Source organism: Microbacterium sp. W4I20 (assembly GCF_030816505.1).
In the GTDB taxonomy this organism is placed as follows: domain Bacteria; phylum Actinomycetota; class Actinomycetes; order Actinomycetales; family Microbacteriaceae; genus Microbacterium.
Genome location: NZ_JAUSYB010000001.1, coordinates 399,179 through 425,118, shown reverse-complemented (window position 1 = coordinate 425,118; position 25,940 = coordinate 399,179). Strand labels below are relative to the sequence as shown.

At 67.9% G+C, this 25,940-nt stretch carries 29 protein-coding genes and 4 tRNA genes; 12 read left to right on the top strand and 21 right to left on the bottom strand.

What is annotated here, in order from left to right; genetic code table 11:
• Both ruvC and QFZ21_RS02070 read right to left on the bottom strand, forming a co-directional pair.
• Positions 1-579 carry a crossover junction endodeoxyribonuclease RuvC gene (gene ruvC, locus QFZ21_RS02075; protein WP_307373925.1) on the bottom strand — a complete coding sequence of 193 codons (579 nt, stop codon included), beginning with the start codon at positions 577-579 and terminating at the stop codon, positions 1-3.
• Positions 580-625: 46 nt separating this feature from the next.
• Complete coding sequence (locus QFZ21_RS02070; protein WP_307373923.1) at positions 626-1,387, bottom strand: YebC/PmpR family DNA-binding transcriptional regulator; 762 nt, start codon at positions 1,385-1,387, stop codon at positions 626-628.
• A gap of 88 nt (positions 1,388-1,475) precedes the next feature.
• Between QFZ21_RS02070 and QFZ21_RS02065 the strand changes: the two genes are divergently transcribed.
• Both QFZ21_RS02065 and QFZ21_RS02060 read left to right on the top strand, forming a co-directional pair.
• A complete protein-coding gene (locus tag QFZ21_RS02065) occupies positions 1,476-2,162 on the top strand; it encodes an alpha/beta hydrolase-fold protein (RefSeq protein WP_307373921.1) in 687 nt (228 codons plus the stop codon).
• A 43-nt stretch (positions 2,163-2,205) separates the two neighbouring features.
• Positions 2,206-3,585 (top strand): aminotransferase class V-fold PLP-dependent enzyme, encoded by a 1,380-nt coding sequence (locus QFZ21_RS02060; protein WP_307373920.1) that lies wholly within the window; start codon positions 2,206-2,208, stop codon positions 3,583-3,585.
• Here the strand turns inward: QFZ21_RS02060 and pdxT are convergent.
• Both pdxT and pdxS read right to left on the bottom strand, forming a co-directional pair.
• Positions 3,582-4,190 (bottom strand): pyridoxal 5'-phosphate synthase glutaminase subunit PdxT, encoded by a 609-nt coding sequence (pdxT, locus tag QFZ21_RS02055; RefSeq protein WP_307373918.1) that lies wholly within the window; start codon positions 4,188-4,190, stop codon positions 3,582-3,584. The genes QFZ21_RS02060 and pdxT overlap by 4 nt on opposite strands.
• Positions 4,180-5,073: a pyridoxal 5'-phosphate synthase lyase subunit PdxS gene (pdxS, locus tag QFZ21_RS02050; protein WP_307373916.1), complete on the bottom strand. Its 894-nt coding sequence runs from the start codon at positions 5,071-5,073 to the stop codon at positions 4,180-4,182. Before pdxS ends, pdxT begins: the two co-directional genes overlap by 11 nt.
• Before the next feature lie 89 nt (positions 5,074-5,162).
• Here pdxS and QFZ21_RS02045 point away from each other — a divergent pair, with 89 nt between their 5' ends.
• Together QFZ21_RS02045 and pdxY are read left to right on the top strand one after the other, a co-directional pair.
• Entirely contained in the window at positions 5,163-6,467 is a 1,305-nt protein-coding gene (locus tag QFZ21_RS02045) for an aminotransferase class I/II-fold pyridoxal phosphate-dependent enzyme (RefSeq protein WP_307373914.1), read from the top strand.
• Between the two features lie 61 nt (positions 6,468-6,528).
• Positions 6,529-7,380 carry a pyridoxal kinase PdxY gene (gene pdxY / locus QFZ21_RS02040; RefSeq protein ID WP_307373913.1) on the top strand — a complete coding sequence of 284 codons (852 nt, stop codon included), beginning with the start codon at positions 6,529-6,531 and terminating at the stop codon, positions 7,378-7,380.
• Between the two features lie 15 nt (positions 7,381-7,395).
• Here pdxY and QFZ21_RS02035 read toward each other — a convergent pair whose 3' ends face one another.
• The 3 genes from QFZ21_RS02035 to QFZ21_RS02025 form a co-directional block, all read right to left on the bottom strand.
• Positions 7,396-7,929: an HIT domain-containing protein gene (locus QFZ21_RS02035; protein WP_307373911.1), complete on the bottom strand. Its 534-nt coding sequence runs from the start codon at positions 7,927-7,929 to the stop codon at positions 7,396-7,398.
• Complete coding sequence (gene thrS, locus QFZ21_RS02030; RefSeq protein ID WP_307381176.1) at positions 7,926-9,854, bottom strand: threonine--tRNA ligase; 1,929 nt, start codon at positions 9,852-9,854, stop codon at positions 7,926-7,928. The genes QFZ21_RS02035 and thrS overlap by 4 nt, the downstream gene beginning before the upstream one ends.
• 143 nt (positions 9,855-9,997) lie before the next feature.
• Positions 9,998-10,768 (bottom strand): GIN domain-containing protein, encoded by a 771-nt coding sequence (locus QFZ21_RS02025; RefSeq protein WP_307373909.1) that lies wholly within the window; start codon positions 10,766-10,768, stop codon positions 9,998-10,000.
• Between the two features lie 117 nt (positions 10,769-10,885).
• On the opposite strand from QFZ21_RS02025, the gene QFZ21_RS02020 reads away from it, so the two are divergent.
• The 3 genes from QFZ21_RS02020 (at position 10,886) to QFZ21_RS02010 (ending at position 13,485) form a co-directional block, all read left to right on the top strand.
• Positions 10,886-11,284: a hypothetical protein gene (locus QFZ21_RS02020; protein WP_307373908.1), complete on the top strand. Its 399-nt coding sequence runs from the start codon at positions 10,886-10,888 to the stop codon at positions 11,282-11,284.
• A 29-nt stretch (positions 11,285-11,313) separates the two neighbouring features.
• A complete protein-coding gene (locus QFZ21_RS02015; protein WP_307373906.1) occupies positions 11,314-12,660 on the top strand; it encodes a deoxyribodipyrimidine photo-lyase in 1,347 nt (448 codons plus the stop codon).
• Positions 12,661-12,963: 303 nt separating this feature from the next.
• Positions 12,964-13,485 (top strand): hypothetical protein, encoded by a 522-nt coding sequence (locus tag QFZ21_RS02010; protein WP_307373904.1) that lies wholly within the window; start codon positions 12,964-12,966, stop codon positions 13,483-13,485.
• A 45-nt stretch (positions 13,486-13,530) separates the two neighbouring features.
• On the opposite strand, the gene QFZ21_RS02005 is transcribed toward QFZ21_RS02010, so the two are convergent.
• The 3 genes from QFZ21_RS02005 to QFZ21_RS01995 form a co-directional block, all read right to left on the bottom strand.
• Positions 13,531-13,986 carry a BLUF domain-containing protein gene (locus tag QFZ21_RS02005; RefSeq protein WP_307373902.1) on the bottom strand — a complete coding sequence of 152 codons (456 nt, stop codon included), beginning with the start codon at positions 13,984-13,986 and terminating at the stop codon, positions 13,531-13,533.
• Positions 13,983-14,243 carry a hypothetical protein gene (locus QFZ21_RS02000; RefSeq protein ID WP_307373900.1) on the bottom strand — a complete coding sequence of 87 codons (261 nt, stop codon included), beginning with the start codon at positions 14,241-14,243 and terminating at the stop codon, positions 13,983-13,985. Before QFZ21_RS02000 ends, QFZ21_RS02005 begins: the two co-directional genes overlap by 4 nt.
• 104 nt (positions 14,244-14,347) lie before the next feature.
• Entirely contained in the window at positions 14,348-14,620 is a 273-nt protein-coding gene (locus tag QFZ21_RS01995; protein ID WP_307373899.1) for a hypothetical protein, read from the bottom strand.
• Positions 14,621-14,748: 128 nt separating this feature from the next.
• Between QFZ21_RS01995 and QFZ21_RS01990 the strand changes: the two genes are divergently transcribed.
• Complete coding sequence (locus QFZ21_RS01990; protein ID WP_307373897.1) at positions 14,749-14,901, top strand: hypothetical protein; 153 nt, start codon at positions 14,749-14,751, stop codon at positions 14,899-14,901.
• 252 nt (positions 14,902-15,153) lie between these two features.
• Here QFZ21_RS01990 and QFZ21_RS01985 read toward each other — a convergent pair whose 3' ends face one another.
• From QFZ21_RS01985 to QFZ21_RS01970, 4 genes are all read right to left on the bottom strand, one after another.
• Positions 15,154-15,285, bottom strand: a complete 132-nt coding sequence (locus QFZ21_RS01985) for a hypothetical protein (protein WP_307373895.1) — start codon at positions 15,283-15,285, stop codon at positions 15,154-15,156.
• A gap of 468 nt (positions 15,286-15,753) precedes the next feature.
• Positions 15,754-15,825 (bottom strand) — tRNA-Val (locus tag QFZ21_RS01980).
• 28 nt (positions 15,826-15,853) lie between these two features.
• A tRNA-Cys gene (locus QFZ21_RS01975) sits at positions 15,854-15,924 on the bottom strand.
• 52 nt (positions 15,925-15,976) lie between these two features.
• A tRNA-Gly gene (locus QFZ21_RS01970) sits at positions 15,977-16,049 on the bottom strand.
• Between the two features lie 151 nt (positions 16,050-16,200).
• On the opposite strand from QFZ21_RS01970, the gene QFZ21_RS01965 reads away from it, so the two are divergent.
• Together QFZ21_RS01965 and QFZ21_RS01960 are read left to right on the top strand one after the other, a co-directional pair.
• Positions 16,201-16,276 (top strand) — tRNA-Val (locus tag QFZ21_RS01965).
• A 94-nt stretch (positions 16,277-16,370) separates the two neighbouring features.
• Positions 16,371-16,772, top strand: coding sequence for a hypothetical protein (locus QFZ21_RS01960; RefSeq protein WP_307373893.1), 402 nt, complete (start codon positions 16,371-16,373; stop codon positions 16,770-16,772).
• Positions 16,773-16,785: 13 nt separating this feature from the next.
• On the opposite strand, the gene QFZ21_RS01955 is transcribed toward QFZ21_RS01960, so the two are convergent.
• The 3 genes from QFZ21_RS01955 to QFZ21_RS01945 form a co-directional block, all read right to left on the bottom strand.
• Positions 16,786-17,721, bottom strand: coding sequence for a sorbosone dehydrogenase family protein (locus QFZ21_RS01955; protein WP_307373891.1), 936 nt, complete (start codon positions 17,719-17,721; stop codon positions 16,786-16,788).
• Between the two features lie 192 nt (positions 17,722-17,913).
• The gene (locus QFZ21_RS01950; RefSeq protein ID WP_307373889.1) at positions 17,914-19,578 is read right to left on the bottom strand and encodes an alpha-amylase family protein; all 1,665 of its coding nucleotides are present in this window, start codon (positions 19,576-19,578) and stop codon (positions 17,914-17,916) included.
• The gene (locus QFZ21_RS01945; RefSeq protein ID WP_307373888.1) at positions 19,575-20,540 is read right to left on the bottom strand and encodes a TIGR03885 family FMN-dependent LLM class oxidoreductase; all 966 of its coding nucleotides are present in this window, start codon (positions 20,538-20,540) and stop codon (positions 19,575-19,577) included. Before QFZ21_RS01945 ends, QFZ21_RS01950 begins: the two co-directional genes overlap by 4 nt.
• A 117-nt stretch (positions 20,541-20,657) precedes the next feature.
• Here QFZ21_RS01945 and QFZ21_RS01940 point away from each other — a divergent pair, with 117 nt between their 5' ends.
• Positions 20,658-21,089, top strand: coding sequence for a GIY-YIG nuclease family protein (locus QFZ21_RS01940; protein ID WP_307373885.1), 432 nt, complete (start codon positions 20,658-20,660; stop codon positions 21,087-21,089).
• A gap of 79 nt (positions 21,090-21,168) precedes the next feature.
• On the opposite strand, the gene QFZ21_RS01935 is transcribed toward QFZ21_RS01940, so the two are convergent.
• A complete protein-coding gene (locus tag QFZ21_RS01935; protein WP_307373883.1) occupies positions 21,169-21,555 on the bottom strand; it encodes an SPW repeat protein in 387 nt (128 codons plus the stop codon).
• Between the two features lie 219 nt (positions 21,556-21,774).
• Between QFZ21_RS01935 and QFZ21_RS01930 the strand changes: the two genes are divergently transcribed.
• Positions 21,775-22,938, top strand: a complete 1,164-nt coding sequence (locus QFZ21_RS01930) for a DUF1611 domain-containing protein (protein ID WP_307373880.1) — start codon at positions 21,775-21,777, stop codon at positions 22,936-22,938.
• Here the strand turns inward: QFZ21_RS01930 and QFZ21_RS01925 are convergent.
• The 3 genes from QFZ21_RS01925 to zapE all read right to left on the bottom strand — a co-directional run bounded on the left by QFZ21_RS01925 (position 22,904) and on the right by zapE (position 25,912).
• Positions 22,904-23,482: a type II toxin-antitoxin system PemK/MazF family toxin gene (locus QFZ21_RS01925; RefSeq protein WP_307373878.1), complete on the bottom strand. Its 579-nt coding sequence runs from the start codon at positions 23,480-23,482 to the stop codon at positions 22,904-22,906. The genes QFZ21_RS01930 and QFZ21_RS01925 overlap by 35 nt on opposite strands.
• A 19-nt stretch (positions 23,483-23,501) precedes the next feature.
• Positions 23,502-24,740, bottom strand: a complete 1,239-nt coding sequence (locus QFZ21_RS01920) for an ammonium transporter (protein WP_307373876.1) — start codon at positions 24,738-24,740, stop codon at positions 23,502-23,504.
• A gap of 134 nt (positions 24,741-24,874) precedes the next feature.
• Positions 24,875-25,912, bottom strand: a complete 1,038-nt coding sequence (zapE, locus tag QFZ21_RS01915; protein ID WP_307373875.1) for a cell division protein ZapE — start codon at positions 25,910-25,912, stop codon at positions 24,875-24,877.
• Positions 25,913-25,940 lie beyond the last annotated feature (28 nt).

The following is a 25,940-nucleotide window of genomic DNA, read 5'->3' as shown; positions in this document are numbered from 1 at the left end:
CTACGGTGCGGCTCGTAGATATGTTCGAGCGACACGCTCGGCATCCGCCCAGGCGCGTTGCGCCGGGGTCAGCGCGCCCTTCGTCGCGACTGCTCCCCCGCGTCGCCAGGCATGACACAGCGCGATCGCGAGAGCGTCCGCCGCATCCGCCGGCTGGGGCGGCGCGTCGAGGCGCAGGATGCGCGCGATCATCGCCTGCACCTGCCGCTTGTCCGCGGAGCCGTACCCAGTGACCGCGGCCTTGACCTCGCTCGGGGTGTGCGTCGCTGCGGGAAGCCCCGCCTCCGCAGCCATCAGCAACGCCACTCCGCTCGCCTGGGCCGTGCCCATCACCGTGTGCGTGTTCTGCTGTGCGAAGACGCGCTCGACGGCGACCGCATCCGGTCGGAACTCCGCGATCACTTCCCGGATGCCGGCTGCGACGATCGCCAGACGATCGCCGATCTCCGCGTCGGGTGCCGAGCGGATGACTCCCACGTGCACCAGCGTGCCCCGGCGGGATCGATCGACGTCGACGACGCCGACACCGCACCGGGTCAGGCCGGGGTCGATGCCGAGCACGCGCAGGGAGGAGGTCACTCCCCCAGGCTAAGCCGCCGATCCGACGTCACGCGTGAGGCTCGCCTCAGCCCTCGTCGTTCTCGAGCTCGGCCTGCACATCAGCCGACAGATCGAAGTTGGTGAAGACGTTCTGCACGTCCTCGCTGTCCTCGAGGGCGTCGATGAGACGGAAGATCTTGCGCGCGGTGTCGGCGTCGATCTCGACCTTGAGGTTCGGGACGAACTCGACGTCGGCGGACTCGTAGTCGATCCCCGCCTCCTGCAGCGCGCTGCGCACGGCGACCAGGTCGCTGGCGTCGGTGATGACCTCGAACCCCTCGGCGTGCGGCTCGATCTCCTCGGCACCCGCCTCGAGCGCCGCCATCATGACGTCGTCCTCGCTGGTCCCCTCGGAGCCGACGACGATGACCCCCTTGCGGCTGAAGTTGTAGGCGACGCTTCCGGGGTCGGCGAGAGTCCCGCCGTTGCGGGTCAGCGCCGTGCGCACCTCGGCGGCGGCGCGGTTCTTGTTGTCGGTCAGACACTCGATCATGAGGGCGACGCCGTTGGGCCCGTAGCCCTCGTACATGATCGACAGGTACTCGACGGCTTCGCCGCCGATGCCGGCACCGCGCTTGACCGCGCGGTCGATGTTGTCCTTCGGCACAGAGGTCTTCTTCGCCTTCTGCACCGCGTCGAACAGGGTCGGGTTGCCCGCCAGGTCGGCGCCGCCGAGCTTGGCCGCGACCTCGATGTTCTTGATGAGCTTGGCCCACGACTTCGCCCGACGGGAGTCGATGATGGCCTTCTTGTGCTTCGTGGTCGCCCACTTGGAGTGCCCGGACATAAGTCTCCGCTCGTCGTATCCGCCCCGGAGCTCGCACCGAGGGCGTCGTCTATCCTAACGAACTGCGGGAGTGGCGCAGGATGGAGTTATGCGCAGATCCCGACACGTGACCCCGGCCGTCCGCTCGTCCGAGGTGCACGACGACGAGTCGACACCGGCCGATGCCCTGCGGTACCTGATCCACCTGCCGGACGACTACGACGTCGACCCGGGCAGACGCTGGCCGCTCGTGCTGTTCCTGCACGGTGCAGGCGAACGGGGTTCCGACCTCGACCTGGCTGCGGTGCATGGCCCGCCGAAGTTGGCGGATGCCGGCCACGAGTTCCCCTTCATCCTCGTGACGCCCCAGTGCGCCGCGTCGAGCCAATGGGTTGCCGAGCTCTCGACGCTGTCCGGGCTGCTCGACGAGGTCGTCGCCGCGCACCGCGTGGACCCGGAACGCGTTTCGGTGACCGGGCTCAGCATGGGCGGGTACGGAACCTGGAGCCTGGCGGTGCGGTATCCCGATCGGTTCACCGCGATCGCGCCGATCTGCGGAGGGCTGTGGTTGCAGAGCGCTGCGCCGATCCATCGCCTGCCTGTCTGGGCGTTCCACGGCGACGCCGACGATGTCGTGCCGATCTCCGCCACGGAGCAGATCGCGACCGAGCTCCGGTCACTCGGCGCTGACGTGCGGTTCACGCGATATGCGGGCATCGGCCATGATTCCTGGACCGAGTCGTACGAGAACCCCGAGTTGTACGAGTGGCTGCTCTCCCACCGACGCCTCCCCTGATATCCGTCTGGCGCGGGATGGCTCGCGGGTGTAGGCCTGACCCATGGACGTCACTCCCCCTGATGATCGAGCGCGCGCGCTCGAGGCCGCGCACCACGCGGCGCTCGCGTTCCTGGACTCCGTCGATGAACGACCTGTCTGGCCGCGAGCATCCCTCGACCACATGCTCGCCGTGTTCGGCGGCCCGCTGTCCGAGGACGGGATAGACCCCGTCGCGGTCATCGAGGAGATCGCCGCGCACGCAGACCCCGGGCTCGTCGCGATTCCTGGCGGCAGGTTCTTCGGCTTCGTCATCGGTGCGACGCACCCCGCCGCGCTGGCCGCGGACTGGCTCGTCTCGGCCTGGGATCAGAACTCCGGCTCGTCCACCCTCACGCCCGCGACCGTCGCGATGGAGCGGGTGGCAGGCCAGTGGATGCTCGACCTGTTCGGCCTGCCCGCGTCCGCCAGCGTGGGCTTCGTCACGGGCGGGCAGCTCGCGAACTTCACGTGTCTCTCGACGGCGCGGGTGGCCGTGCTCGGCCGGGCCGGGTGGGATGTCGCCGAGCACGGGGTGCGCGAGGCTCCTGCGCTCCGCTTCGTCGTCGGCGCGGATCGGCACGGGTCGATCGACCGGGCCGCGCGGTTCCTCGGGATCGGACGGGCCGAACTCCTGGTGGTCGACGCCGACGACCAGGGCCGGATGCGCCCGGATGCTCTGGAGAGTCTGCTCGCCAACGGAGATGGACCGGTGATCGTGTGTCTCCAGGCCGGAGAGGTGCACACGGGGGCTTTCGACGACTTCGCCGCGCTCATCCCGATCGCGAAGCGGCACGACGCATGGGTGCACGTCGACGGGGCGTTCGGGTTGTGGGCCGCGGCATCCGCTTCTCTGAGCTCGCTGACCGTCGGCATGGAGCAGGCGGACTCCTGGGCCACGGACGCGCACAAGACGCTCAACGTGCCGTACGACTGCGGGATGGCGATCGTGCGGGATCCCGCCGATTCGATCGCGGCATTCCGCACCGGAGGGGACTATCTGATCTATTCGGGGCTGGATCCGTGGGATGTCACCCCGGAGCTGTCGCGACGCGCCCGCGGCGTTCCCGCGTGGGCAGCGATGCGGAGCCTGGGACGGTCGGGCGTCGCGGCGCTCATCGACCGGCTGCACGAGAACGCCGTCGCGATGGCACGCGGGCTCGCCTCCATCGAGCAGATCGAGATCCTGAACGACGTCGACTACACGCAGGTCATGTTCTCTGCGGGATCGGATGCCGCCACCCGCGCTCTCGGTGCGGCGATACTGACCGACGGCACGGCGGCGGTGACCGGTGCCGAGTGGCGCGGACGCGCAGCACTCCGATGCTCGATGTCCTCCTGGGTGACGACTCCCGACGACATCCGACGCACGGTCGAGGCGGTCCGCCGGTTGGTGTCGCTCTAGGAGCCCGCGTTCGCGAACGTCCGCACCCGATCGAGGAAGCGTCGATGAAAACGCTTCTCTCCCGTGATCTCGGGGTGAAAACTCAAGCCCAGGAGGCCGCCCTGTTCGACGGCGACGACGCGTCCGTCGGGGAGCGCCGCGAGAACCTCGGCGCCCGGGCCGACAGACTCGACGACCGGACCGCGGATGAACGCCGCTCGCACCGGCTCAACGCCGAGCTCGGGCACGAGGATCTCCGCCTCGAAGGACTCGACCTGTCGACCGAAGGCGTTGCGGCGCACCACCGCGTCGAGGCCGCCGAACGACTCCTGGCCGTCGATCGCATCCACCACCGTGTCGGCGAGCATGATGAGTCCGGCGCAGGTGCCGAGCATCGGCATCCCGCCGGCGATCGCAGCCCGGATCGGCTCCTGCATCCCGAAGATGCGCGACAGCTTGTCGATGACGCTGGACTCCCCGCCGGGGATCACGAGGCCGTCGACGGCTGCGAGTTCTTCCGGGCGTCGGACGAGCGTGACCTCCGCTCCCAGCTCCTCCAGCAGGGCGGCGTGCTCGCGCACATCGCCCTGCAGCGCGAGGACGCCGACCCTCGGACTACCAGCCACGCTCGGCGAGGCGGTGCGGTGCGGGCAGGTCGGAGACGTTGATGCCGACCATCGCCTCGCCCAGTCCGCGTGAGGCCTCGGCGACGACCTTCGGGTCATCGAAGAACGTGGTCGCCTTGACGATCGCCTTCGCGCGCTCGACCGGGTTGCCCGACTTGAAGATGCCGGATCCGACGAACACGCCGTCGGCGCCGAGCTGCATCATCATGGCGGCATCCGCCGGTGTGGCGACGCCCCCGGCGACGAACAGCACCACGGGAAGCTTGCCGGTCTCGGCGATCTCGGCGACGAGTTCGTACGGCGCTTGCAACTCCTTGGCCGCGACGAACAGCTCGTCCTTCGGGAGGGCCGTCAATGCAGCGATCTCGCCGCGGATCTTGCGGATGTGCTTCATCGCCTCGGACACGTCACCGGTGCCGGCCTCGCCCTTGGAGCGGATCATCGCCGCGCCCTCGTTGATGCGGCGCAGCGCCTCACCGAGGTTCGTGGCGCCGCAGACGAAGGGGACAGTGAAGCCGAACTTGTCGATGTGATTCACGTAGTCGGCCGGTGACAGCACCTCGGACTCGTCGATGTAGTCGACACCGAGCTCCTGGAGGATCTGAGCTTCGACGAAGTGCCCGATACGAGCCTTGGCCATGACCGGGATCGAGACCGTGTCGATGATGCTGTCGATCATGTCGGGGTCGCTCATCCGCGAGACGCCGCCCTGCGCACGGATGTCGGCCGGCACGCGCTCGAGGGCCATGACGGCGACGGCGCCGGCATCCTCGGCGATCTTTGCCTGCTCGGCGGTGACGACGTCCATGATGACGCCGCCCTTGAGCATCTCGGCGAGGCCGCGCTTGACGCGCGAGGATCCGGTCGTGGTCTGGTCGGTCATGGCGATCTCCTGTCGGGTGCACAAAGTCTGGTTTGATCTAGGCCAAACATAGCACTGTCCGAAACGACCTAGAATCGAGGCGAGGACACATGATCGACGACATCACCGGAACCACCGCGGCGGACATCGCCGACAGTGTGCGCGCCCTCCGTGATCGCGGCGTCCTCCGACCCGGAAGCCCGCTCCCTCCGGTGCGCGAGCTCGCCGCCACCCTTGGTGTGAACCGCAACACCGCGGTCGCCGCCTATCGCCAGCTCGCACAGGCCGGACTCGTGATCTCGCGCGGCCGGGCTGGCACCGTGGTCGCCGGCTTCGAGGCGGTCGCCCAGGAGGGCTACGCGGCCGACACCGTGCTGCGCGACGTCGGCACCGGCAATCCCGATCCCCGTCGCATCCCCGACCCCTCCCCTGCACTGATGAACATCGCGAGCAGGCCCGTCCTCTATGGCGAGCCGGTCATCGATCGCGACCTCGACGCGTGGGCTCGGGCCTGGGTGGCCGCCGACCTCGACGCCGACTTCCGCATCACGATCACGAGCGGTTCCGTCGATGCCGTGGAGCGACTTCTCGCCCAGGCACTCACGCGCGACGACGCTGTCGCTCTCGAGGACCCGTGCTTCCTCGCCAGCATCCACACCGTGCGCCTGGGCGGGTACCGCGCCGTCGCGGTCCCGGTGGACGACCAGGGCATGACAGTGGACGGTCTGCGGGCGGCGCTCGACGCCGGCATCCGGGCCGTGATCTGCACGCCGCGCGCGCAGAACCCGACCGGGGCGAGTCTCACCGCCGAGCGGGCCGCCGAACTCCGCGCGGTTCTCGCCGACCATCCGTACGTGCTGATCATCGAGGACGACCACTTCTCGATGCTCTCGCAGCGCCCGTACGAGTCGCTCATCGGCCCCGATCACCGGCGGTTCGCTCTGGTGCGTTCGGTGTCGAAGTTCCTCGGGCCCGACATGTGCCTGGCGATCGCGGCCACCGACAACGAGACGGCCGACCGGCTCGCGATGCGTCTCAGCCCCGGCACGACGTGGGTGAGCCACCTGCTGCAGCGTCTTGCCCTCACGCAGCTCACCGACGAATCCGTCACCGCCGACGTCGCGGCCGCGGCCGCGCACTACGCCGAACGCAACGCCGCGTTCGCCGCGCGTCTGCGCGATCACGGCATCGAAGCACCGGCATCCGATGGCCTGAGTCTCTGGGTGGAGCTGCCTCGCCCCGCCCGGGTCGTCGCCGAGCGTCTGATGCGGCGGGGCTGGCTCGCCCGCACCGGCGATGAGTTCGCGCTCGACGACCGCGCCGAGCCGTCTCATCATCTCCGCCTCACCGTGCACGACCTCAGCGATGAGGACGCCGCAACGCTCGTCGCCGATCTCGTCTCGGCCGTCGCATGAGGTATCACACGATGATCACCCGCCGCGGGCTCTCGTCCGCCTCGAATGAAAGGACCGGAGAATGAAGATCCTCTCCATCCAGTCGGCCGTCGCCTACGGTCACGTCGGCAACTCCGCCGCGGTGTTCCCGCTGCAGCGCATCGGCGTCGAAGTGCTGCCGGTGTACACCGTGAACTTCTCCAACCACACCGGGTACGGCGCCTGGCGAGGCCCGCTCATCGATCCCGCCGACGTCCGCGAGGTCATCACCGGCATCGAGGAGCGCGGCGTGTTCGGCCAGGTCGACGCGGTTCTCAGCGGCTACCAGGGCGGTGAGGGCATCGGCGACGTGATCATCGACGCCGTCGCGCGCGTCAAGCAGGCGAACCCGAAGGCCGTGTACGCGTGCGACCCCGTGATGGGCAACGCGAAGTCCGGATGCTTCGTCGCTCCGGCCATCCCGATCCTGCTGCGCGAGCGTGTGGTCCCGGTGGCCGACATCATCACGCCGAACCAGTTCGAACTGGGCTTCCTCACCGAGACCGAGCCCGACACCCTCGAGTCGACGCTCGCCTCGGTCGACCTCGCCCGGGCGATGGGACCCCGCACGGTGCTCGTCACGAGCGTCGAACGGCCGGACCGCGAGGAGGGCACCATCGAGATGCTCGCCGTCGACGACGACGGGGCCTGGATCGTGCAGACCCCGCACCTGCCGATGAAGGCCAACGGCTCCGGTGACGTCACTGCCGCACTCTTCACCGCGCACTACGTCGAGACCGGCAGCGCGCAGACCGCCCTCGAGCGCACGGCGTCCAGCGTCTACGACCTGCTGAAGGCCACCCTCGACTCCGGTGACCGCGAGCTGCAGCTCGTCGAGGCGCAGGAGTTCTATGCGCACCCGCGGATGCAGTTCACCGCACGCCAGGTGCGCTGAGCCCGCTGCCTGGCCCTAGTGCGGCCAGGCGTTCGCGACGGCTTCGCGCACCTCGCCGAGAAGCTGCGGCAGCGCCTTGGTCTTCGCGATGATCGGGAAGAAGTTCGCGTCCGACGTCCAGCGCGGCACCACGTGCTGGTGCAGGTGCCCGTCGACCCCCGCCCCTGCCACAGCGCCCTGATTCATGCCGATGTTGAACCCGTCGCACCGCGACACCTCGCGCAGCACCCGCATCGCGGTCTGCGTGAGGGCGCCGATCTCGGCGACCTCCTCGGGCGTCGCCTGGTCGTAGGTGCCGATGTGGCGATACGGACACACGAGCAGGTGACCGGAGTTGTACGGGAACAGGTTCAGCAGCACGTACGCCGTCTGACCGCGCGCGACGATCAACCGCTCCGCGTCCGGATGCTTCGGAGCCTCGCAGAACGGGCATTCCTCGCGCAGCGGCTCCGGGCCCGCCTGGATGTAGGCCATCCGGTGCGGGGTCCACAGCCGCTGGAACTCGTCGGGAACGCCCGCGAGGAGCCCGCCGTCCTCTGCGGTCGTCACACGAGGTCCGCGGCGGTCTGCACGAGCACATGCGAATCGATGGCGGTGCGGATGCGGGCGACCGCGTCCGCGATCGGGACGCCGTTCTCCTGGGTGCCGTCGCGGTAGCGGAACGAGACGGTGCCGGCGGCGCGGTCCTGCTCCCCCGCGATCAGCAGCAGCGGCACCTTGCCGGTCGTATGGTTGCGGATCTTCTTCTGCATCCGGTCATCCGACGTGTCGAGTTCGGCGCGGACGCCGGAATCGCGCAGCGTGCGGATGACGTCGCCCAGATAGTCGGCGTACTCCTCGGCGACGGGGATGCCCACGACCTGCAGCGGCGACAGCCACACCGGGAAGTCGCCGGCGTAGTGCTCGAGCAGGATCGCGAAGAACCGCTCGATCGAGCCGAACAGCGCGCGGTGGATCATGATCGGGCGCTTCTTCTGCCCGTCCTTGTCCATGAACTCCAGGTCGAAGCGCTCCGGCAGGTTCGGATCGACCTGCACGGTCGAGAGCTGCCAGGTGCGGCCGATCGCGTCCTTGGTCTTGAGGTCGATCTTCGGGCCGTAGAACGCCGCTTCGCCGGGAACCTCGGTGAGCTTGAGACCGGATGCGACGGCCACCCGGCGCAGGGCATCGGTCGACGACTCCCAGAACTCGTCGGAGCCGATCCACTTCGACTTCTCGTCGTCCTTCATCGAGAGCTCGAGCTCGAAGTCGTTCAGCCCGAAGTCGCGCAGCATCGAGAGGATGAAGTCGAGGACCTTCGAGACCTCTTCCTCCAGCTGATCGGGCGTCACGAACAGGTGCGAGTCGTCCTGCGTGAAGCCGCGCACGCGGGTGAGGCCGTGCAGGGCGCCGGAGAGCTCGTTGCGGTAGACCGTGCCGTTCTCAGCGAACCGCAGCGGCAGGTCGCGGTAGCTGCGCGCGCGCTCCTTGTAGATCAGGATGTGCATCGGGCAGTTCATGGGCTTCAGGTAGTAGTCCTGGCCCTGCTTGGTGATGTTGCCCTCGTCGTCGCGCTCCTCGTCCATCACGATGGGCGGGAACATGCCCTCCTTGTACGTGACGAGGTGGTTCGAGGTGAGGAAGAGGTCTTCCTTCGAGATGTGCGGCGTGTACACGTAGGTGTAGCCGCCCTCGATGTGCCGCTTGCGGGCATGCTGCTCCATCTCGCCGCGGATCATGCCACCGCGAGGATGCCAGACCGACAGGCCCGAGCCGATCTCCTCGGGGAACGAGAAGAGGTCGAGTTCCTTGCCGAGACGGCGGTGGTCGCGCTTCGCCGCCTCTTCGAGACGGTGCTGGTAGGCGCGGAGCTCGTCCTTGGTCGGCCAGGCCGTGCCGTAGATGCGCTGCAGCTGCGGGTTCTTCTCACTGCCGCGCCAGTAGGCCGCGGCGATGCGGGTGAGGTCCCAGCCGTTGCCGATCATGCGGGTGTTCGGCAGGTGCGGGCCGCGGCAGAGGTCCTTCCAGACGACCTCGCCGTCGCGAGTGGTGTTGTCGTAGATCGTCAGCTCGCCCTCGCCGACCTCGACCGAGGCACCCTCGGCGACCTCTTTACCGGGGCCCTTGAGGCCGATCAGTTCGAGCTTGAAGGGCTCGTTCGCGAGCTCGGCACGGGCTTCTTCGTCGGTGACCACACGACGGACGAAGCGCTGCCCTTCGCGGACGATGCGCTGCATCTCCTTGGTGATCGCCTTGATGTCCTCGGGGGTGAACGGAGTCTCGACGCCGAAGTCGTAGTAGAAGCCGTCGGTGATGGGCGGGCCGATGCCGAGGTTCGCCTGCGGATTGATCCGCTGCACCGCCTGTGCGAGCACGTGCGCGGCGGAGTGGCGGAGTATGTTCAGGCCGTCCTGGCTGTCGATCGTGACCGGCTCGACCTCATCGGCATCCGTCACCGTCGTGGCGAGATCCTTCAGGTCGCCGTTGACGCGCATCGCGACGACGTTTCGATCGGTGAACAGGGCGAAGCCGTCGTGCGGCCGGGCGTTTTCAGGCACAGAAACTCTCCATCTGGGTCGGTACCCAGGTTACTCGTATGGCCGCCCGCTCCGGACCGCTGGAAGAGCGGCCGGTCTGTTCAGCCGCGCTCGATCTCGCCGGATCCGGAGACATCCTCCGAGACCACCGGGTCTCCGACGAAGGAGATGTCGCCGCTGCCGTCGATCACGGCGTCGAGCGCGTCGTCGACATTGACCGACGCGCCGCCCGCGCCGTGCACGGTGACCACGGCGCGCGCACTGCGGAGATCTGCGGCCTCGTAGCCGCCGTCGCCGTTCAGCTCGACGTGCTGGGCCTCGGCCGCGCCGTCGATCGTCACGCCTCCGGAACCGTCGACGCGGACGGTCAGAGTATCGACCTGGACGTCGCTCACGTCGATCCCACCGGATCCATCGACTGTGAGTTGCACTTCGGAGGCGTCGATACCGCTCGCTTCGACGTCGCCCGACCCGCGGACCGACACGGTCGGTGCGACCGCGCCGGAGAAGTCGACCGATGCATCCCCCGAGCCGAACACGGCGATCGATTCGAGAGACGTCACCGTCAGTTCGTAGCGGATGTCACCGTTGCGCAGCATCGGCTCGCCCGTCATCCCGAGTCGGAGAACCCCGTCATCGACCTCCGCGGTCAGCCGATCGACGATGTGCGCGCCGGCCGTCACGGTGAGGGAGGGCGTCGCACCCACCCGGACCCTGATGTCACCGTCGGTGTCGAGCTCGACGGCGACCACATCGGTGACCGAACGCTCCTCCGTCACCGGCTTGCCCGGATCGAGCGCGGCGCAGCCGGTCAGAGCGGATGCCACGACGAGGAGCACCGAGGCGGTGGAGACGAGGAGAGGTGAGCGCATGGCCTCAGCGTAGGTACGCGGCCGTGCCGCCGACAGCTACCGGGGTAGCAACCTCGCGTGCCTCCTGGGTATGAGCGCGATCCGCCGAATGACCGAGGCATCCCGTAGCGTGAAGGCATGAGAGCAGTCGCCCGGTGGACCCTCGCCATCGCCCTCGGCGCGATCGGCGTCATGCACTTCTCCTCCACGCGCGGCTTCCGCGTCGTCGTGCCCGACTGGGCGGTGGAGATCACCCGGCTCGACAAGGACACCATCGTGCTCGCGTCGGGAGCGGCGGAGATCGCGCTCGCCACCGGCCTCATCGCGCTCCCCCGCGAGCGTCGGCGGATCGGGTGGGCGACCGCCGCGTTCTTCGTCGCCGTGCTTCCGGGGAACATCCACCAGTGGCGCACCCGCCGCTCGACGCCGGGGCTCGACACCGACGGCCGTCGCCTCGGGCGCCTCTTCCTCCAACCGCTGCTGGTGCTCTGGGCGCTCTGGGCCACGGCCGAACCGCCCCGTCGGCGTCGTCGCTGACCCCGTCTCATCCTGGAAGGCACAGGCATATGACCTCACCCTCACTCGTCTGGTTCCGCGACGATCTCCGGTTGGCCGACAACCCCGCATTGCGCGCCGCGATCGACAGAGGGGAGCCGATCCTCGCGGTCTTCGTGCTCGACGAGGAGTCAGACGGCATCCGCCCGCTCGGCGGCGCCGCACGGTGGTGGCTGCACCACTCGCTCGCCTCCCTCGGCGAGCGGCTCAGCGAGCGCGGCGGGAAGTTGATACTGCGGCGCGGGCCCGCCGACCGGGTGATCCGCGACCTGGTCTCGGACTCCGGCGCCGGGGCGGTCTTCTGGAATCGCCGGTACGGAGGCCCCGAACGCGCGGTGGACGCCGACATCAAGTCCGCGCTCCGGGCTGACGGCATCGTCGTGGCGTCCTTCGCCGGCTCGCTCCTGCACGAACCGTGGACGGTCACGACCGGGAGTGGAACGCACTACTCGGTGTTCTCGCCGTTCTGGCGGGCGTGCCTCGCGCTCCCCGCTCCGCGTGCTCCGCTGCCCGAGCCTCGCGAGATCGACGGCGTCGCGAAGCCCGCGGCATCCGACGCGCTGGAGGACTGGGAGCTCCTCCCGACGAGCCCCGACTGGGCAGGGGGCCTGCGCGAGACGTGGGAGCCCGGCGAACCGGCCGCCCGACGTCGACTGAAGGAGTTCCTCACCGACGATCTCCCCGCGTACGACCGGGCGCGCGACCGGCCCTCCGCCGGAGCGACGTCGCTGATGTCACCGCGGCTGCGCTGGGGCGAGGTGAGCCCGTTCACCGTGTGGCACGAAGCGGTCGGCGTCGAGGGCGCCGGGCGGTTCCTCTCCGAGCTCGGCTGGCGCGAGTTCGCCTGGCACACGCTTTACCACTTCCCCGAACTCGCGACGAAGAACCTGCGGCGCGAATTCGATGCCTTCCCCTGGCCTCCGCTCGATCCGTCGTTGCTCGACGCCTGGCAGCACGGCGAGACGGGGGTGCCCCTGGTGGATGCCGGGATGCGAGAGCTCTGGCACACCGGGTACATGCACAACCGCGTGCGCATGGTGACGGCCTCGTTCCTCATCAAGAACCTGCTGATCGACTGGCGTCTCGGCGAGGAGTGGTTCTGGGACACCCTCGTCGACGCCGACGACGCGAACAACCCCTTCAACTGGCAGTGGGTCGCAGGATCCGGTGCGGACGCGGCGCCGTACTTCCGCATCTTCAACCCCGAGCTCCAGGCGAAGAAGTTCGACCCCGACGGCGTCTACATCTCGCAGTGGGCGTCGGACGCGCCCCCGCTGGCGATCGTCGATCTGGGCGCGACCCGCAAGGCCGCGCTCACCGCATACGACGAGGTCAAGCGCGCCCCCCGGGGCACGTGATCGCGCGGACCATCGCGCCGGAGCCTTGACGCCTCGAGCGTAGAGGGCCACTATCAGTGGCAAGACCGCCGCCACCGATCACCGATGATCGGTGGGGCGTCGGCACTGGGGGTCGGCATGGTTGACAACGTTCGATATGTGCGCGCTGCGTCAGGTGGCTGGGAGGTTGCGAGCGAACCCGAGGGTGGATTGATCGCGACGCACGTCAGCAGGCCTTCAGCTGTCCAGCAGGCTCGTCAAGAACTCACTCAGATGGGCGGGGGCGCGCTCGTGACGCGGGATGCGGATGGCGCCTCCTCTTCCGTGTCGATCCACCCACCGCCACCGACGCAGTGGTTCGACACCTTCGTTCCCTACGTGCTCCTCTTCCTTCCCGCGATCATCACGTCTGTCCTCGGGCCATCGGCGCCGGAGCTGTTCGCCCCCGCGATACTCCAGAGCGACGGAACCGTCCTGGGCGTCGCGCTGGCGACCTTCGTGCTGTCCTCAGCTGCGGCGGTGACCCTCGCGGCGATCCTCATCGCACCCGATGACCTGAGCGGACTCAACCTCCTGTGGCTCGCGGGGCTGTCGCTGATCGGCGCGAACCTCCTCGCCATTCTTCTGGGAACCGGCAGCCTGGACGTCCTCGCTCTCCGTCCGGACTGGCTGCCGGGCAGCCTTGGTCCGGTCGGCAACGGATTCATGGTGATAGTGCTGTTCCTCGTGGCCGGAGTACTGACATACGGAATAGGCGGTGCTGTTCTCGCTCTCGTCGCCGGCGGGTTGGCAGGGTGGCGGTTCGCTGCGTGGTACCTCAATCGCGCGGCCCGCGCGGAGCAGTGAGCATCGCTCCCGCACGGTGGAGGTCCCCAGAGGCCGGGTGCGAGTTCAGACCCGTGCGGCCTGCTCGGCGCGCACGCGGAACCAGAGGGTGAGTTCTGCCAGCGCACGCAGGGTGGTGGAGCGCTCGTCGCTCTCCTCCAGGTCTGCGAACGAATCACGGAATCCGGCCGGCGCGTCAGCCGCTTCGCTCTGCAGGGTCCGGTACCCCATCGTCCAGTCCTCGAAGCGGCGTTCGTCGATCGGCTCCTCGATCAGGACCCGCATGTCGCGGTGACGCGGATCGCCACCGATGGTTCGCGCGAGTCGACGCACGACGTCGGCGGGACCCTCCAGCACCTGGATGAAGCGCTCGCCCCGGTAGAGGAGCATCCCGGTCACCTCGCGCGCTCCGTTCAGCGCCCGGCACTGCGCCAGCAGGTGGTCCAACGCGCTCGAGCGGAACGGCGCCGAGGCGGTGCTCGTGTATACGAGGGACATCAGTTCGGTGTTCTCGGTCGTCATCGGATGGCACCCTTCAGTTGCCCGCCCGACGCGGATTCGGGACCGACATCCGGCTGGGACGTGGAGACCGCTGCCGTCGCTTCCTCGAGCGTCGGGAATGCGCCGATCGGCTGCGATCGCGCATCGAAGGCGGAGTAGCTTCCGTCAGGCCGACGGTCGACGTACCCGAGGAAGTCGCCGCCGCGGCTGCCGACATGGAATCCTTCCTCTACGCACGCCCAGAGGACGCCGGAGGACAGGGAGTGGGGATCGTTCACTCGTGAACACTATGACGGAGGACGTGGGCGGCGGATCCCCCTTGCGCCACCGGCATCCAATATGCCAAGACATCGCGGGACGGTCCAGGGACCTTGAGGTCGACTCAGGCCCGCCGCACCGAAAGCATCTGCCAGCCCTCGGGAACCTTCGCAGCGAGGGCCGCCATGTCTTCGGCCTCGATCTCCTGAGGCTCGTCACGTCGCACGAACCGACCCTCCACGATGCGGATGCCGCCAGGCTTCATCTCGACGTGCGCCGACGCGAGCTCCCAGCCCTGCGGGGCCTCGGCGATGAGCTGAGCGCGAAGCTCGGGGATCTCGGTCCCCTCCGCACTCGCGACGTGCTTCTCGGCGGGGCGGATCAGGGCGACGAGCATGGTTCAAGCCTAGGTGACCGAACCGGGGCGCCCGCATCGGCGCCACCGATCCGCGTCGCCGTCAACCCCCTCCGGGATATGCGGCCGCGTGAATATCGTCGGACATCCACCGACCGAAGGAGAACGACATGAGTGATCCGCAGAACACCCACGGAACCCCGGGAGCAGACGAGGAAGCCGACACGGCATCCGGAGGCGCCCCCGACGACACGCAGGATCTCCTCGATGACGAGACCACCGACGACGACGGCAAGCCCCTGGAGAACCCGTCCGGAGGCTGATCGGCGCCTGTCGAGTACACGAAGAACCCCCGGGAGACCGGGGGTTCTTTTCGTGTGGCGACACGGTGCTCGGAACTGCATGCCGCGAGGAGACTTACTGGAGTTCTCTCACACGACGGAGGCTGTCACGGGTCGTAATTGACCTGCACATCTATCCCTTTGCCGAGCTCGAGCTCTCAGACTGGGACGGTGTTCCCGCACATTGCCGACAGAAGTAACAGGCGCGGGACATTCGTTGCTGGCAGTCAGAACTTATACAGACCCGGCAGCAAGGGGCGTCGCGACAGCGGCCGCGATGACGGGAACCGACCACACCGCGGTCCTGATGAGCTTGCGGCGACTCGTGCCGTCGTTCGTCCCGGGTGTCTCGTATGCCGCGGTCATCTGCACTCCTGTATATCGGTTGAAACTGGAGCGTATCGCGCGCATTCGGGCGTTCGCAATTGCGAGGTGCGGCTATTCCCCACCGAGCAGGGACGCGTGATCGTCACGGGCGAAGCGGGAGGGGTGGCCCCGGCAGGTCTGGGGAACCCTCGGGGCCACCAGCCGGTGTTGCTGGGGACTTCACCGGCCCGTGAGATCGCTGCTTCCTGCGATCTAGGCGTCAACATACCCAACCCGGCGATATATCGGTACCCCCTTCACTCGTCGCGCCTGTCGGCATATCGTCGATCGCTGCGGATGGGGTCGCGCGTCTGGGGACGGCGCGGCTGAGCCTCCGCAACACCGGCGGCCTGTCGCGGCGTGAAGGGATGCGGCGGCAGGCCGCTGGACCTCAGCGCCGATTCTCGCGCCGGGTCGCCCGCACGCCCCAGACACGAAAAAACCCCCGGAGATCCGGGGGTTTCAGTGTGCGCGATACTGGGATCGAACCAGTGACCTCTTCCGTGTCAGGGAAGCGCGCTACCGCTGCGCCAATCGCGCCCGTTTCGGGGCTATTCAGTTTCAGGTGAGGTGGCGACGGGATTCGAACCCGTGTAAACGGCTTTGCAGGCCGGTGCCTAGCCGCTCGGCCACGCCACCGTGTGGATTGACCCCACGTGCGGAGGATTCCCGGAGGAACCCTCTGCACTCGAGCGGATGACGAGACTCGAACTCGCGACCCCAACCTTGGCAAGGTTGTGCGCTACCAACTGCGCTACATCCGCATTTCGTTCCCGGTTGTCCCGGGCACTCATGAAACATTAGCCGATGATCGGCCGGTGTCAAAACCGGAAACGTTTCTCGCGCGTGTCCGCAGCGGGTGTCCTCACCGGCTCCGAGCGTCGGGTAGTATCGGTTGACGTACCCCGCGGGTATGGGCGATTGGCGCAGTTGGTAGCGCGCTTCCTTCACACGGAAGAGGTCATCGGTTCGAGTCCGGTATCGCCCACCACATCTCCTCTTCACGCACTACCGTGCGACGCTGTTATCGTGGCGACGTGCCGTCCCTTCTCGATGATTTCCTGTCACAGGATCCGGGCAGGATCATGCACGCGACATGGGAGACGATCGCCTCTCGAGACACCACGGTCCTCGATCCCCTGGTGGCCGCGCTCCCCCGCATCCGGCACGCAGCCGATCGCGTCGACCTCGGCGGTCTCGTGCGCTCCAACCAGGCGAACTTCGAGCACGCGGTCGCGAAGCTCGACAACTATCGCGCAGGCGCCTGCTGGTGCGCGAACTATCCCGGGCTTCTCGCCTACGACCCCGGCAAAGAAGCGGATGCCGGACACACCACGACCCTGTCGACGAGCGAACCGGCCTGGTCGATGACCTACGTGTGCGAGTGCTGTGTCTGCGGGCGAGTCTTCGACGTGGAGCAGGGCGACCACCACTTCCTCTGGTGGGAATGGGTGCCACGGGGAGTGAAGCGGCGTCGAGACAAGTAGACCCCGCCGTGCTTTACCCGACCCGAATGCGGATGACACGATCGTCGCCCTCCGCGGCGCTCCCCCGCCCGTCGGTGTTGTTGGTGAGTATCCAGAGCGTCCCATCGGGCGCGGCCACCACGTCGCGCAGGCGGCCCAGTTCACCGACGAAGTACTCCGCCGCTGCGGAGACGTCCGCCACCGGCACCTCTCGCAACCGCTCGCCTCGCAGATTGGCGATGAAGACGGACCCGTCGACGATGGCGATGCCGCTCGGACTCGCCTCGTCCGGCCTCCACTGCTGCACCGGATCGATGAAGCCCTCCCGGTCGGCGATGCCCTCCACCTCGGGCCATCCGTAGTTGCCACCCGCCTCGATCGCGTTCAACTCATCCCAGGTGTCCTGGCCGAATTCGCTCGCGTACAGGGTGCCGTCCTCGGCCCAGGCGATGCCCTGAGGGTTGCGATGCCCGTAACTGAACACCGGAGACCCCTCGAACGGATTGTCCTCCGGCACCTCTCCCTCGGGAGTCAGCCGGAGGATCTTCCCCGACAAGGAGTCGAGGTCCTGCGCCTCCGACGGGTCTCCTGCGTCTCCGACGGTCGCGTAGAGCATGCCGTCGGGACCGAACGCGATGCGTCCGCCGTTGTGGTTGCCGGCGGCATCCATCCCGGAGATGACGGTCTCGGACCGGCCGAGAGCCAATGATCCGCGGTCGCCGGTGAGCGCGAACCGCTCGATGCGGTTCTCCCCCGTCGCCGTGAAGTACGCGTACAGGTACCCGTCGTGCGCGGCGATGCCCAGCAGTCCGCCCTCTCCGGCCGCCGCGACGCCGTCGACGACGCCCACCTCGCGGACATCCCCGTCCTCATCCACCTCGACGATGCGCGCGGAATCCCGCTCGCTGATCAGTGCCGACCCGTCATGGAAGGCGATCGACCACGGGACGTCGAGATCCCTCGCGACCACCTCGAAATCAGCGTCGAGAGAACCCGAGAACTCGGAACCAGAGCCTCCAGATGTCCCGGGCCTCGACGCCGGTCCGGCGGTGCACGCGCTCAGGCCGAGTACGAGCACCGAGATGGCCGCGACGACTCCCGGGCCGACGGCACCCCGCCTCATCGCCTGCCCGATTTCCGCGAGGCGCTCGCCGCGCCGAAGTCAGGTGACACGGCCATCACCCGGACGCGAGACCCGCAGCCACCGGTACCCGAATCCCGGCACTTCGAGTTCGACCTCGCCCGCCGGCCCCATCGGCACGCGAGCGGGCTCCAGCAGATCGACGAGCGTGGTGCCTTCCGGTTCATCGCCGATCCGGAAGACCGTGTCGACCGGCACCTCGGAGAAATTGTGTATCGCGATGACGCGCCCGACCTCGGCGGTCAGCGAGTGCACGAGAAGACCCGGGGTGGAGCGATCGATGATCTCGAGACTCCCCCAGCCGAGCTCCGGTGAGATGCGGTAGCGAGACGTGAGATCTCGGAGGAAGTGCAGCAGGGATCCCCGGTCCTCCAGCTGAGCGGCCACGTTCACATGCTGGGGACCGAAGCCGCCCGCCGGCGGACGGCTGACCAACCGCGAGGGGGCGGCGTCCGAGAACCCGCCGTTGCGATCCGCCGACCATTGCATCGGGGTCCGCACCGACTCTCTGCCCGGGATGTCGATGTTCTCGCCCATCCCGATCTCCTCGCCGTAGAACAGCACCGGCGTGCCGGGCAGCGTGAAGAGGAGGCTGTACGCCATCCGGATGCGCCGCGGGTCGCCCTCGAGCATCGTGGGCAGGCGGCGAGTGATGCCCCGCCCGAAGACCCGCTGCCGCTCATCGGGTGCGAACACGTCGAACATCTCCTGGCGCTCGCTGTCACTGAGCTTGTCGAGGGTGAGTTCATCGTGGTTCCGGAGGAAGTTCGCCCACTGAACCTCGGTCCCGAGCCGCGGACGGGAGGTGAGCGCCTGCACCAGCGGAGAGGGATCGCGGCGCGCCAACGACAGGTACAGCGCCTGCATCCCGACGAAGTCGAACTGCATGGTCAGCTCGTCCGCGGCCTCCCCGCCGAAGTAGGCGACCTGCTGGTCGTAAGGCAGGTTGACCTCGCCGAGCAGGATCGCCTCGCTGGACCGGCGCTGCAGGAAGCGGCGGATGTCGCGCAACAGATCGTGCGGCTCCGGGATGTCGGCGCCCCGGGGCACTTCGAGCAGGAACGGCACCGCATCGACACGGAAGCCGGAGATGCCGAGCTGCAACCAGAATCCGATCACCTTCGCGATCTCGTCGCGCACACGCGGGTTGGCGATGTTGAGGTCGGGCTGATGCTCGTAGAAGCTGTGCTGGTACCACTGCCCCGACTTCTCGTCCTTGCCCCAGATGCCGTTCGCCTGTCCCGGGAAGACGGTGTTCTTCTGCCCCGCCGGCGGAGCATCGTCGCGCCACACGTAGTAGTCGCGATACGCAGAGTTGACGCTGCGCTTCGCTGCTTGGAACCACGGATGCCGGTCGGACGTGTGATTGATCACCAGATCCACGATGACGCGGATGCCGCGATCCCGGGCCGTGCGGATGACCTCGACCAGGTCTCCATGATGGCCCAGCCTCGGATCGACGCCGTAGAAGTCGCTGACGTCGTAGCCGTCGTCTCGATCAGGCGTCGGGTAGAAGGGCATGAGCCACAGGCATGTGACGCCGAGCTGCGCGAGGTAGTCGATCCGCTGGGAGAGGCCTTGAAGGTCGCCGACGCCGTCACCGTTCGAATCGAGGAACGTCTCGACATCGAGGCAGTACACGACGGCCGTCTTCCACCACAGGTCGCTGGTGTCCGTGATCTTCACAGTTGCTCCTTGAGCGCAGGGATGAGGTCGGATGCCGCGAGGCGGAGGAACTCCGATTGGACGTTCCCGACGTGGTGAAGGTAGACGCGATCGAACCCGATGTCCACGAGGTCCGCGATGCGCGCGGCCAACGAGGCGATGTCATGCTCGACGAGGACCGCGTTGCGGATCTCGGCATCGTCGACCTCCCCGACTTCGCGCTCGAAGTCCTCGGGCTGCTCGAGATCCCAGGTGACCGGCGGCGAGAGCAGGCCGTTGGCCCATTGCTCCCGCGCGATCTGCACCGCCTGGGCATCGCTGGGCGCCCAGCTCAGATGCACCTGCAGTGCGCACGGGCCGACGCCGCCGGCCGCCCGGTACTCGCTCACGACCTCGCGCAGGGCCTCCGGCTTCTGTGCGACCGTGACGAGACCGTCCGCCCAGGATGCCGCCCACCGGGCGGTCTCCGCGCTCACGGCGGTCGCGAACAAGGGCGGCGGCTGGGACGGTCGGCTCCACACCCTGGCCTGGTGCACGCGGACCAGACCGTCATGGTCGACCAGCTCGCCGTCCATCAGGCGGTGGATGACATCGACGCTCTCGCGCAGTCGGTCATTGCGGGTCGCCTTCGGAGGCCAGGCATCCCCGGTGACGTGCTCGTTGAGAGCCTCGCCGCTCCCCATCGCCGCCCAGAAACGGCCGGGGAACATCTCCTCGATCGTCGCGAAAGCCTGCGCGATCATGACCGGGTGATAGCGCTGGCCGGGCGCATTGACCATCCCGATCGGGAAGGCGGTCCGCGCAAGCGCTGCGGCGATCCAACTCAGGGCGAAGCCCGACTCGCTCTGCCGGATGCTCCACGGCGCGAGGTGGTCGGAGCACATCGCGCCGTCGAAGCCCGCCCGCTCGGCGGCGACGACGGCATCCAGGAGCGCACTCGGCGCGATCTGTTCGTGAGAGGCATGGAATCCGATGAACACCATGTGCCGAGTCTGCCGAGTTTCGCCGCCCTTCGGAGGGGGCTGGCGCCGAGCCCTCTGTCTATGGCAGGAGCACCGGGGGCGAGCGGCGCTGTCCGACGCCCGGCGTAGCATCCGGGCATGTCTCCGAACGCCGTGCTGCCGGGCCCCTGCCACCTCTGCGGAGGAGCCTCGGGGGCGCGCGTGGGCGCGGCATGGATCTGCGTGACATGCGGATGGCGATACGGCGACGTCCCCGACAGTGATCTCCCGCTGCCGCAGGTCGACGTGGTCTATTACCTGCGCTTCGATCGTCGCGTGAAGATCGGCACGAGCCGTCGCCCTCGGCAGCGTCTGGCGAGTATCCGGCACGAGGAACTCCTCGCGTTCGAACGCGGCGACCGCTCTCTCGAGCAGCAGAGGCACCGGGAGTATGCCGGCATCCGCGAAGGAGGCGAATGGTTCACGCTCACTCCCGAACTGCGCACCCACGTCACCGCATTGCGCACTGTGGGCGACCCGTGGCAGCTCTACGCCCGGTGGTTCAGCGATGCCCTGCGCGGTGAGCGATAGGGCGGGAAGTCGAGGACAAAGAGAAAGTCGGGCCACCGCGCTCGAAGGCGGCGACCCGACGATCCCTCGTCGACGATGCTCAGGCAGTGGCGACGCGGCCCTTCGCACTCGCAGGCTGGGGCTGCGAGAACAGGACGACCACGATCACGGCAGCACCGACGACGACGTGCGGCAACCAGACGTTGAGGGCCTCACCGGAGAATCCGAAGATCCACGGGGAGAGGGCGAGGAACAGGCTCGCGACGATGTCGAACACGAGGTGCACGGGCATCGGGATGAAACCGAAGGGACCCCACTCGTACTTCGTGAACAGGCTGTAGACGATCAGGCCGACACCCAGCACGATCGGGATGATCACGGCCGGGCCGCCCATGCCGGCGAAGCCGAACAGCCACGGTGCAGCGATGAGTGCCACGCCCACGATGTAGTCGAGGATGCCGTGGACCTTGGTGGGAATGAAACGCATGATTCCTCCTTGTGCTTCGCCGCGATCGCGGCTCACAGATGGTTCGTCGCACCCTCCGAATCGGATTGCGGACGGCTCCCGGCCGGGTCTCAGACCACGCTGCTACTGTGATCAGGTCGGCATCTCGTCGACGTCAGGGAAGACTTCTTGTCGACCAACGGGCCTTCTGGGCCATTTCGTTCTCCGTCGCCTCCTCTGTGTTATCCGAGGAGCAGCGCCATGTCTGTACCGTCCTTCCCGTCGTCTTCGAGTAGTCCGTCCGCTGAGGAGTGGGCTGCACCGTTCCCGCTCCCGCAGGGAACGACGGCCGTCATCTACTGCGAGGGCCAGTTCGGCGAGCAGGACGGCAAGACCGCCAACGGCCTCGTCCGTCACTCCGAGAAGTACGAGATCCTCAGCGTCATCGACAGCACACATGCGGGCGCGGATGCCGGCAAGCTGCTCGACCGCACCCCGAACGGCATCCCCGTGCTCCGCGATCTCGCCTCGGCGATCGCGCACGCCGGTCGCGTGCCCGACTACCTCATCTGCGGCGTCGCTCCGGCCGACGGCCTGCTGTCCGCCGACCAGCGCACCGTGCTGCTCGACGGCATCGCCCGCGGCATGCACATCATCAACGGCCTCCACGAGTTCCTCACCGACGACGCCGAGTTCGTGGCCGCGAGCCTGCTCGCCAGGGTCACCATCACCGACATCCGCCGCCCGAAGGACAAGAAGGATCTCCACCTGTTCTCCGGCCGCATCTTCGACGTCACCTGCCCGAGGATCGCGATCCTCGGCACGGACGGCGCCATCGGGAAGCGCACCACCGCGACTCTCCTGGTCCGCGCACTCAACGACCATGGCATCCACGCGGTCATGGTCGGCACCGGACAGACCACGATCATCCAGGGCGGCAAGTACGGCGTGGCCCTCGACGCACTCGTGCCGCAGTTCTGCTCCGGCGAGGTCGAGAATCAGGTCGTCGCGGCGTTCGAGGGTGAAGACCCCGACGTGATCATCGTGGAGGGCCAGGGCGCGCTGAGTCACCCCGCCTACATCACCTCCGCGCACATCCTCCGCGGCAGTCAGCCGGCCGGCGTGATCGTGCAGCACGCCCCGGGACGCGTGAACCTCGGCGACTTCCCGATGGTGAAGATGCCCACGGTCGCGAGCGAGGTCACGCTGATCGAGGCCTTCGCCGACACCCGCGTCATCGGCATCACGGTCAACCATGAGAATCTGACGGATGACCAGCTCGGGGCAGCGATCGACGAGATCGAGCTCGACCTCGGTCTTCCGGCCACCGACCCGCTGACCCGCCCGCTCTCGGACCTCGTCGAGATGGTGCTGCAGGCGTTCCCTGCACTCAACCCGCTGCAGACCACCCGTAGCGGCGTCTGAGAGCGCCCGTCACGCGGTCGTAGAGCCGGCGGTCGAGCACGGCGGCCTCACGACGGAGGCCGCGCTCGTGCACGCTGTAGAGCAGCTCGATGTCGACCCACGATTCCCGTCCCTGCGAATCCCACGACCCGGATCCGATGGAGAGGTAGTCGCGGTCGCCGTCGTGCGCCTTACTGGTCATGCGCACCGCGTAGACGCGATCCCGCGACGCGCGGCCGATGACCAGCACGGGTCTGTCCTTGCCCCGCCCGTCGTTCTCCTCGTAGGGGACCCAGGTCCAGACGATCTCGCCGGCATCCGGAGCGCCGTCCGGCTCCGGTGCGTATCCGATCGAGAGATCGTCGATCTGGTCGGGGTCGACTCGGATCGTCGTGGTGCCGGCACCCGGCACCGAGGCCGGTCGGGATTCCTTCGTGTCCGCTGTCGGCCGCAGACGCGCATCCGGGCGCCTCGGACGAATTGGTGTCCGAGACGCCCGGTCTGACCCCAGCATCTTCTGCAGGATCTGCGCGAGTGTTGCGAGGATGCCGTCGGTCTTGCTCACACGGTCACCCTAACCGCTGTCATGCGTCCGCGAGCGCGTAGCCCTCCTCGCCGTGCACGACCAGGTCGACACCGGCGATCTCGTCCTCGTTCGTGACGCGGAAGCCGATGGTCTTCTCGATCGCGAAGCCGATGATGAAGGCGACGACGAAGGAGTAGATCAGCACGCCCAGAGCCGCGATCACCTGGACGGCGAGCTGACGGGCGTCGCCGCCGACGAACAGGCCGGTCTCCGAGGCGAAGAAGCCGAGGTAGACGGTGCCGAGCAGACCACCGACGAGGTGGATGCCGACCACGTCGAGCGAGTCGTCGAAGCCGAGACGGAACTTCAGCTCGATCGCCAGTGCGCAGACCACACCGGCCAGCAGACCCAGCAGCAGCGCCCAGCCCGGCGTCAGGTTCGCGCACGCCGGGGTGATGGCGACGAGACCCGCCACAGCACCGGACGCGGCGCCGACCGACGTGGGCTTTCCGTCCTTGATCTTCTCGATCAGGATCCAGCCGAGGATGGCCGCAGCCGTCGCACCGAGGGTGTTGAGACCGATGAGGCCGACACCGCCCATGTCCTCCGCCAGCCACTCGGCGCCAGCGTTGAAGCCGAACCAGCCGAACCACAGCAGTGCGGCGCCGAGCAGCGTCAGCGGCACGTTGTGCGGCTTCAGGATGCCCTTCTGGAAGCCGATGCGCTTTCCGAGGACGATGGCGAGGGCGAGAGCCGCAGCACCCGCGTTGATGTGCACCGCGGTACCACCGGCATAGTCGATCACGCCGATGCCGCTCTCCTCACCGAAGAGCGTGGTGCCGAGGTTCATGATCCATCCGCCACCCCAGACCCAGGCGGCGACCGGGAAGTAGCCCACCGTCGCGAAGACGCCGGCGAAGATCAGCCAGCTGCCGAACTTCGCACGGTCGGCGATGGCGCCGGAGATCAGGGCGACGGTGATGATCGCGAAGGTGGCGCCGTATGCGACACCGAGCAGGGCGACGTTCGATCCCTCGCCCGAGGCGAGGCTCGAGAGGCCGATGTCGGCGAAGGGGTTGCCGGCGAAGGCGGTCGGGCTGTCGACGGCGCTCATCGAGAAGCCGAAGAGAATCCACAGCACGGCGACAAGGCCGATCGAGCCGAAGCTCATCATCATCATGCTGACGACGCTCTTCGCCTTGACGAGACCGCCGTAGAAGAAGGCGACGCCAGGCGTCATGAGCAGGACCAGCGCTGTCGCGGTGATCGCCCACGAGATGTTGCCGGGAGCATCCATAGGAAAACCTCACATCCGAAGTAATTGAGAGCTTCAGTGTGACGACGCGCCGTTTCGCGCAGGCGTGAAGTTTGTTTCCCCGCTGTTACAGGGTGGCTCCGAATGTGAACATCGCGTTACGCGGGCCTGCAGGCTCACGCAGAATGCGTGAGGGCATTCAGTCGGGATATGGCGCGCAGGTACTTCTTGCGGTATCCGCCGGCCAGCATCTCGTCGGAGAAAACCGTGTCCAGTCCGACACCGGTCGCGATGATCGGGATCTGAGCGTCGTACACGCGGTCCACGAACGCCACGAAGCGCAGCGCCTCGGACTGGTCGGTCAGCTGTCGCACGCCGCGCAGACCGACCTGCCCGAGTCCGTCGATGAGGCGGATATAGCGCGACGGATGCACCTGGGCCAGATGGCGGATGAGATCGTCGAAGCGGTCGTCGGATGCCGCGCCGGCACCGATCGCGCCCGCCGATGCCGCCGCGTAGGCCTCGTCGTCGAGGACGACGGCGTGACCGTCGAGCGCGCGCTGGCGGAAGTCCACGCCGTCGATGCGGATCGTCTGGAAGCTGTCGGACATCGCGTGGATCTCGCGGAGGAAGTCCTGGGCCGCGAAGCGCCCCTCGCCGAGCGCGTTCGGCGGCGTGTTCGAGGTCGCCGCGAGCTTCGTGCCCGTCGGGACCAGCTCTCCCAGCAGACGGGTCATGACCATGGTGTCGCCCGGATCGTCGAGCTCGAACTCGTCGATGCAGAGCAGATCCGCACCCTTGAGCAGGTCGACCGTGTTCTTGTATCCGAGCGCTCCGACGAGGGCGGTGTACTCGATGAATGAGCCGAAGTACTTCCGTCGGGCGGGCATCGCGTGATAGATCGACGCGAGCAGGTGGGTCTTGCCCACACCGAATCCACCGTCGAGATAGACGCCCGGCTTGACCTCGGGCTCCTTCTTCGCGCGGCTGAAGAAGCCGCCGCGCTTGACCGGTGCGCCGGGGCCGGCGAATCGGATCAGCGTCTCCTTCGCCTCCTCCTGCGAGGGGAAGGCCGGATCCGCGCGATAGCTGTCGAACGTGGCCGTGTCGAACTGCGGCGGCGGCACCAGGCTCGCGAGCATCTCGGGTCCGGTGACGGCGGGCTGGCGATCGGTCAGATGCACCGAGCCCGTGCTGCTGGTCGTGTCGGTCATCTCAGTCCTGAGTAGGGTGCCGGCCTGT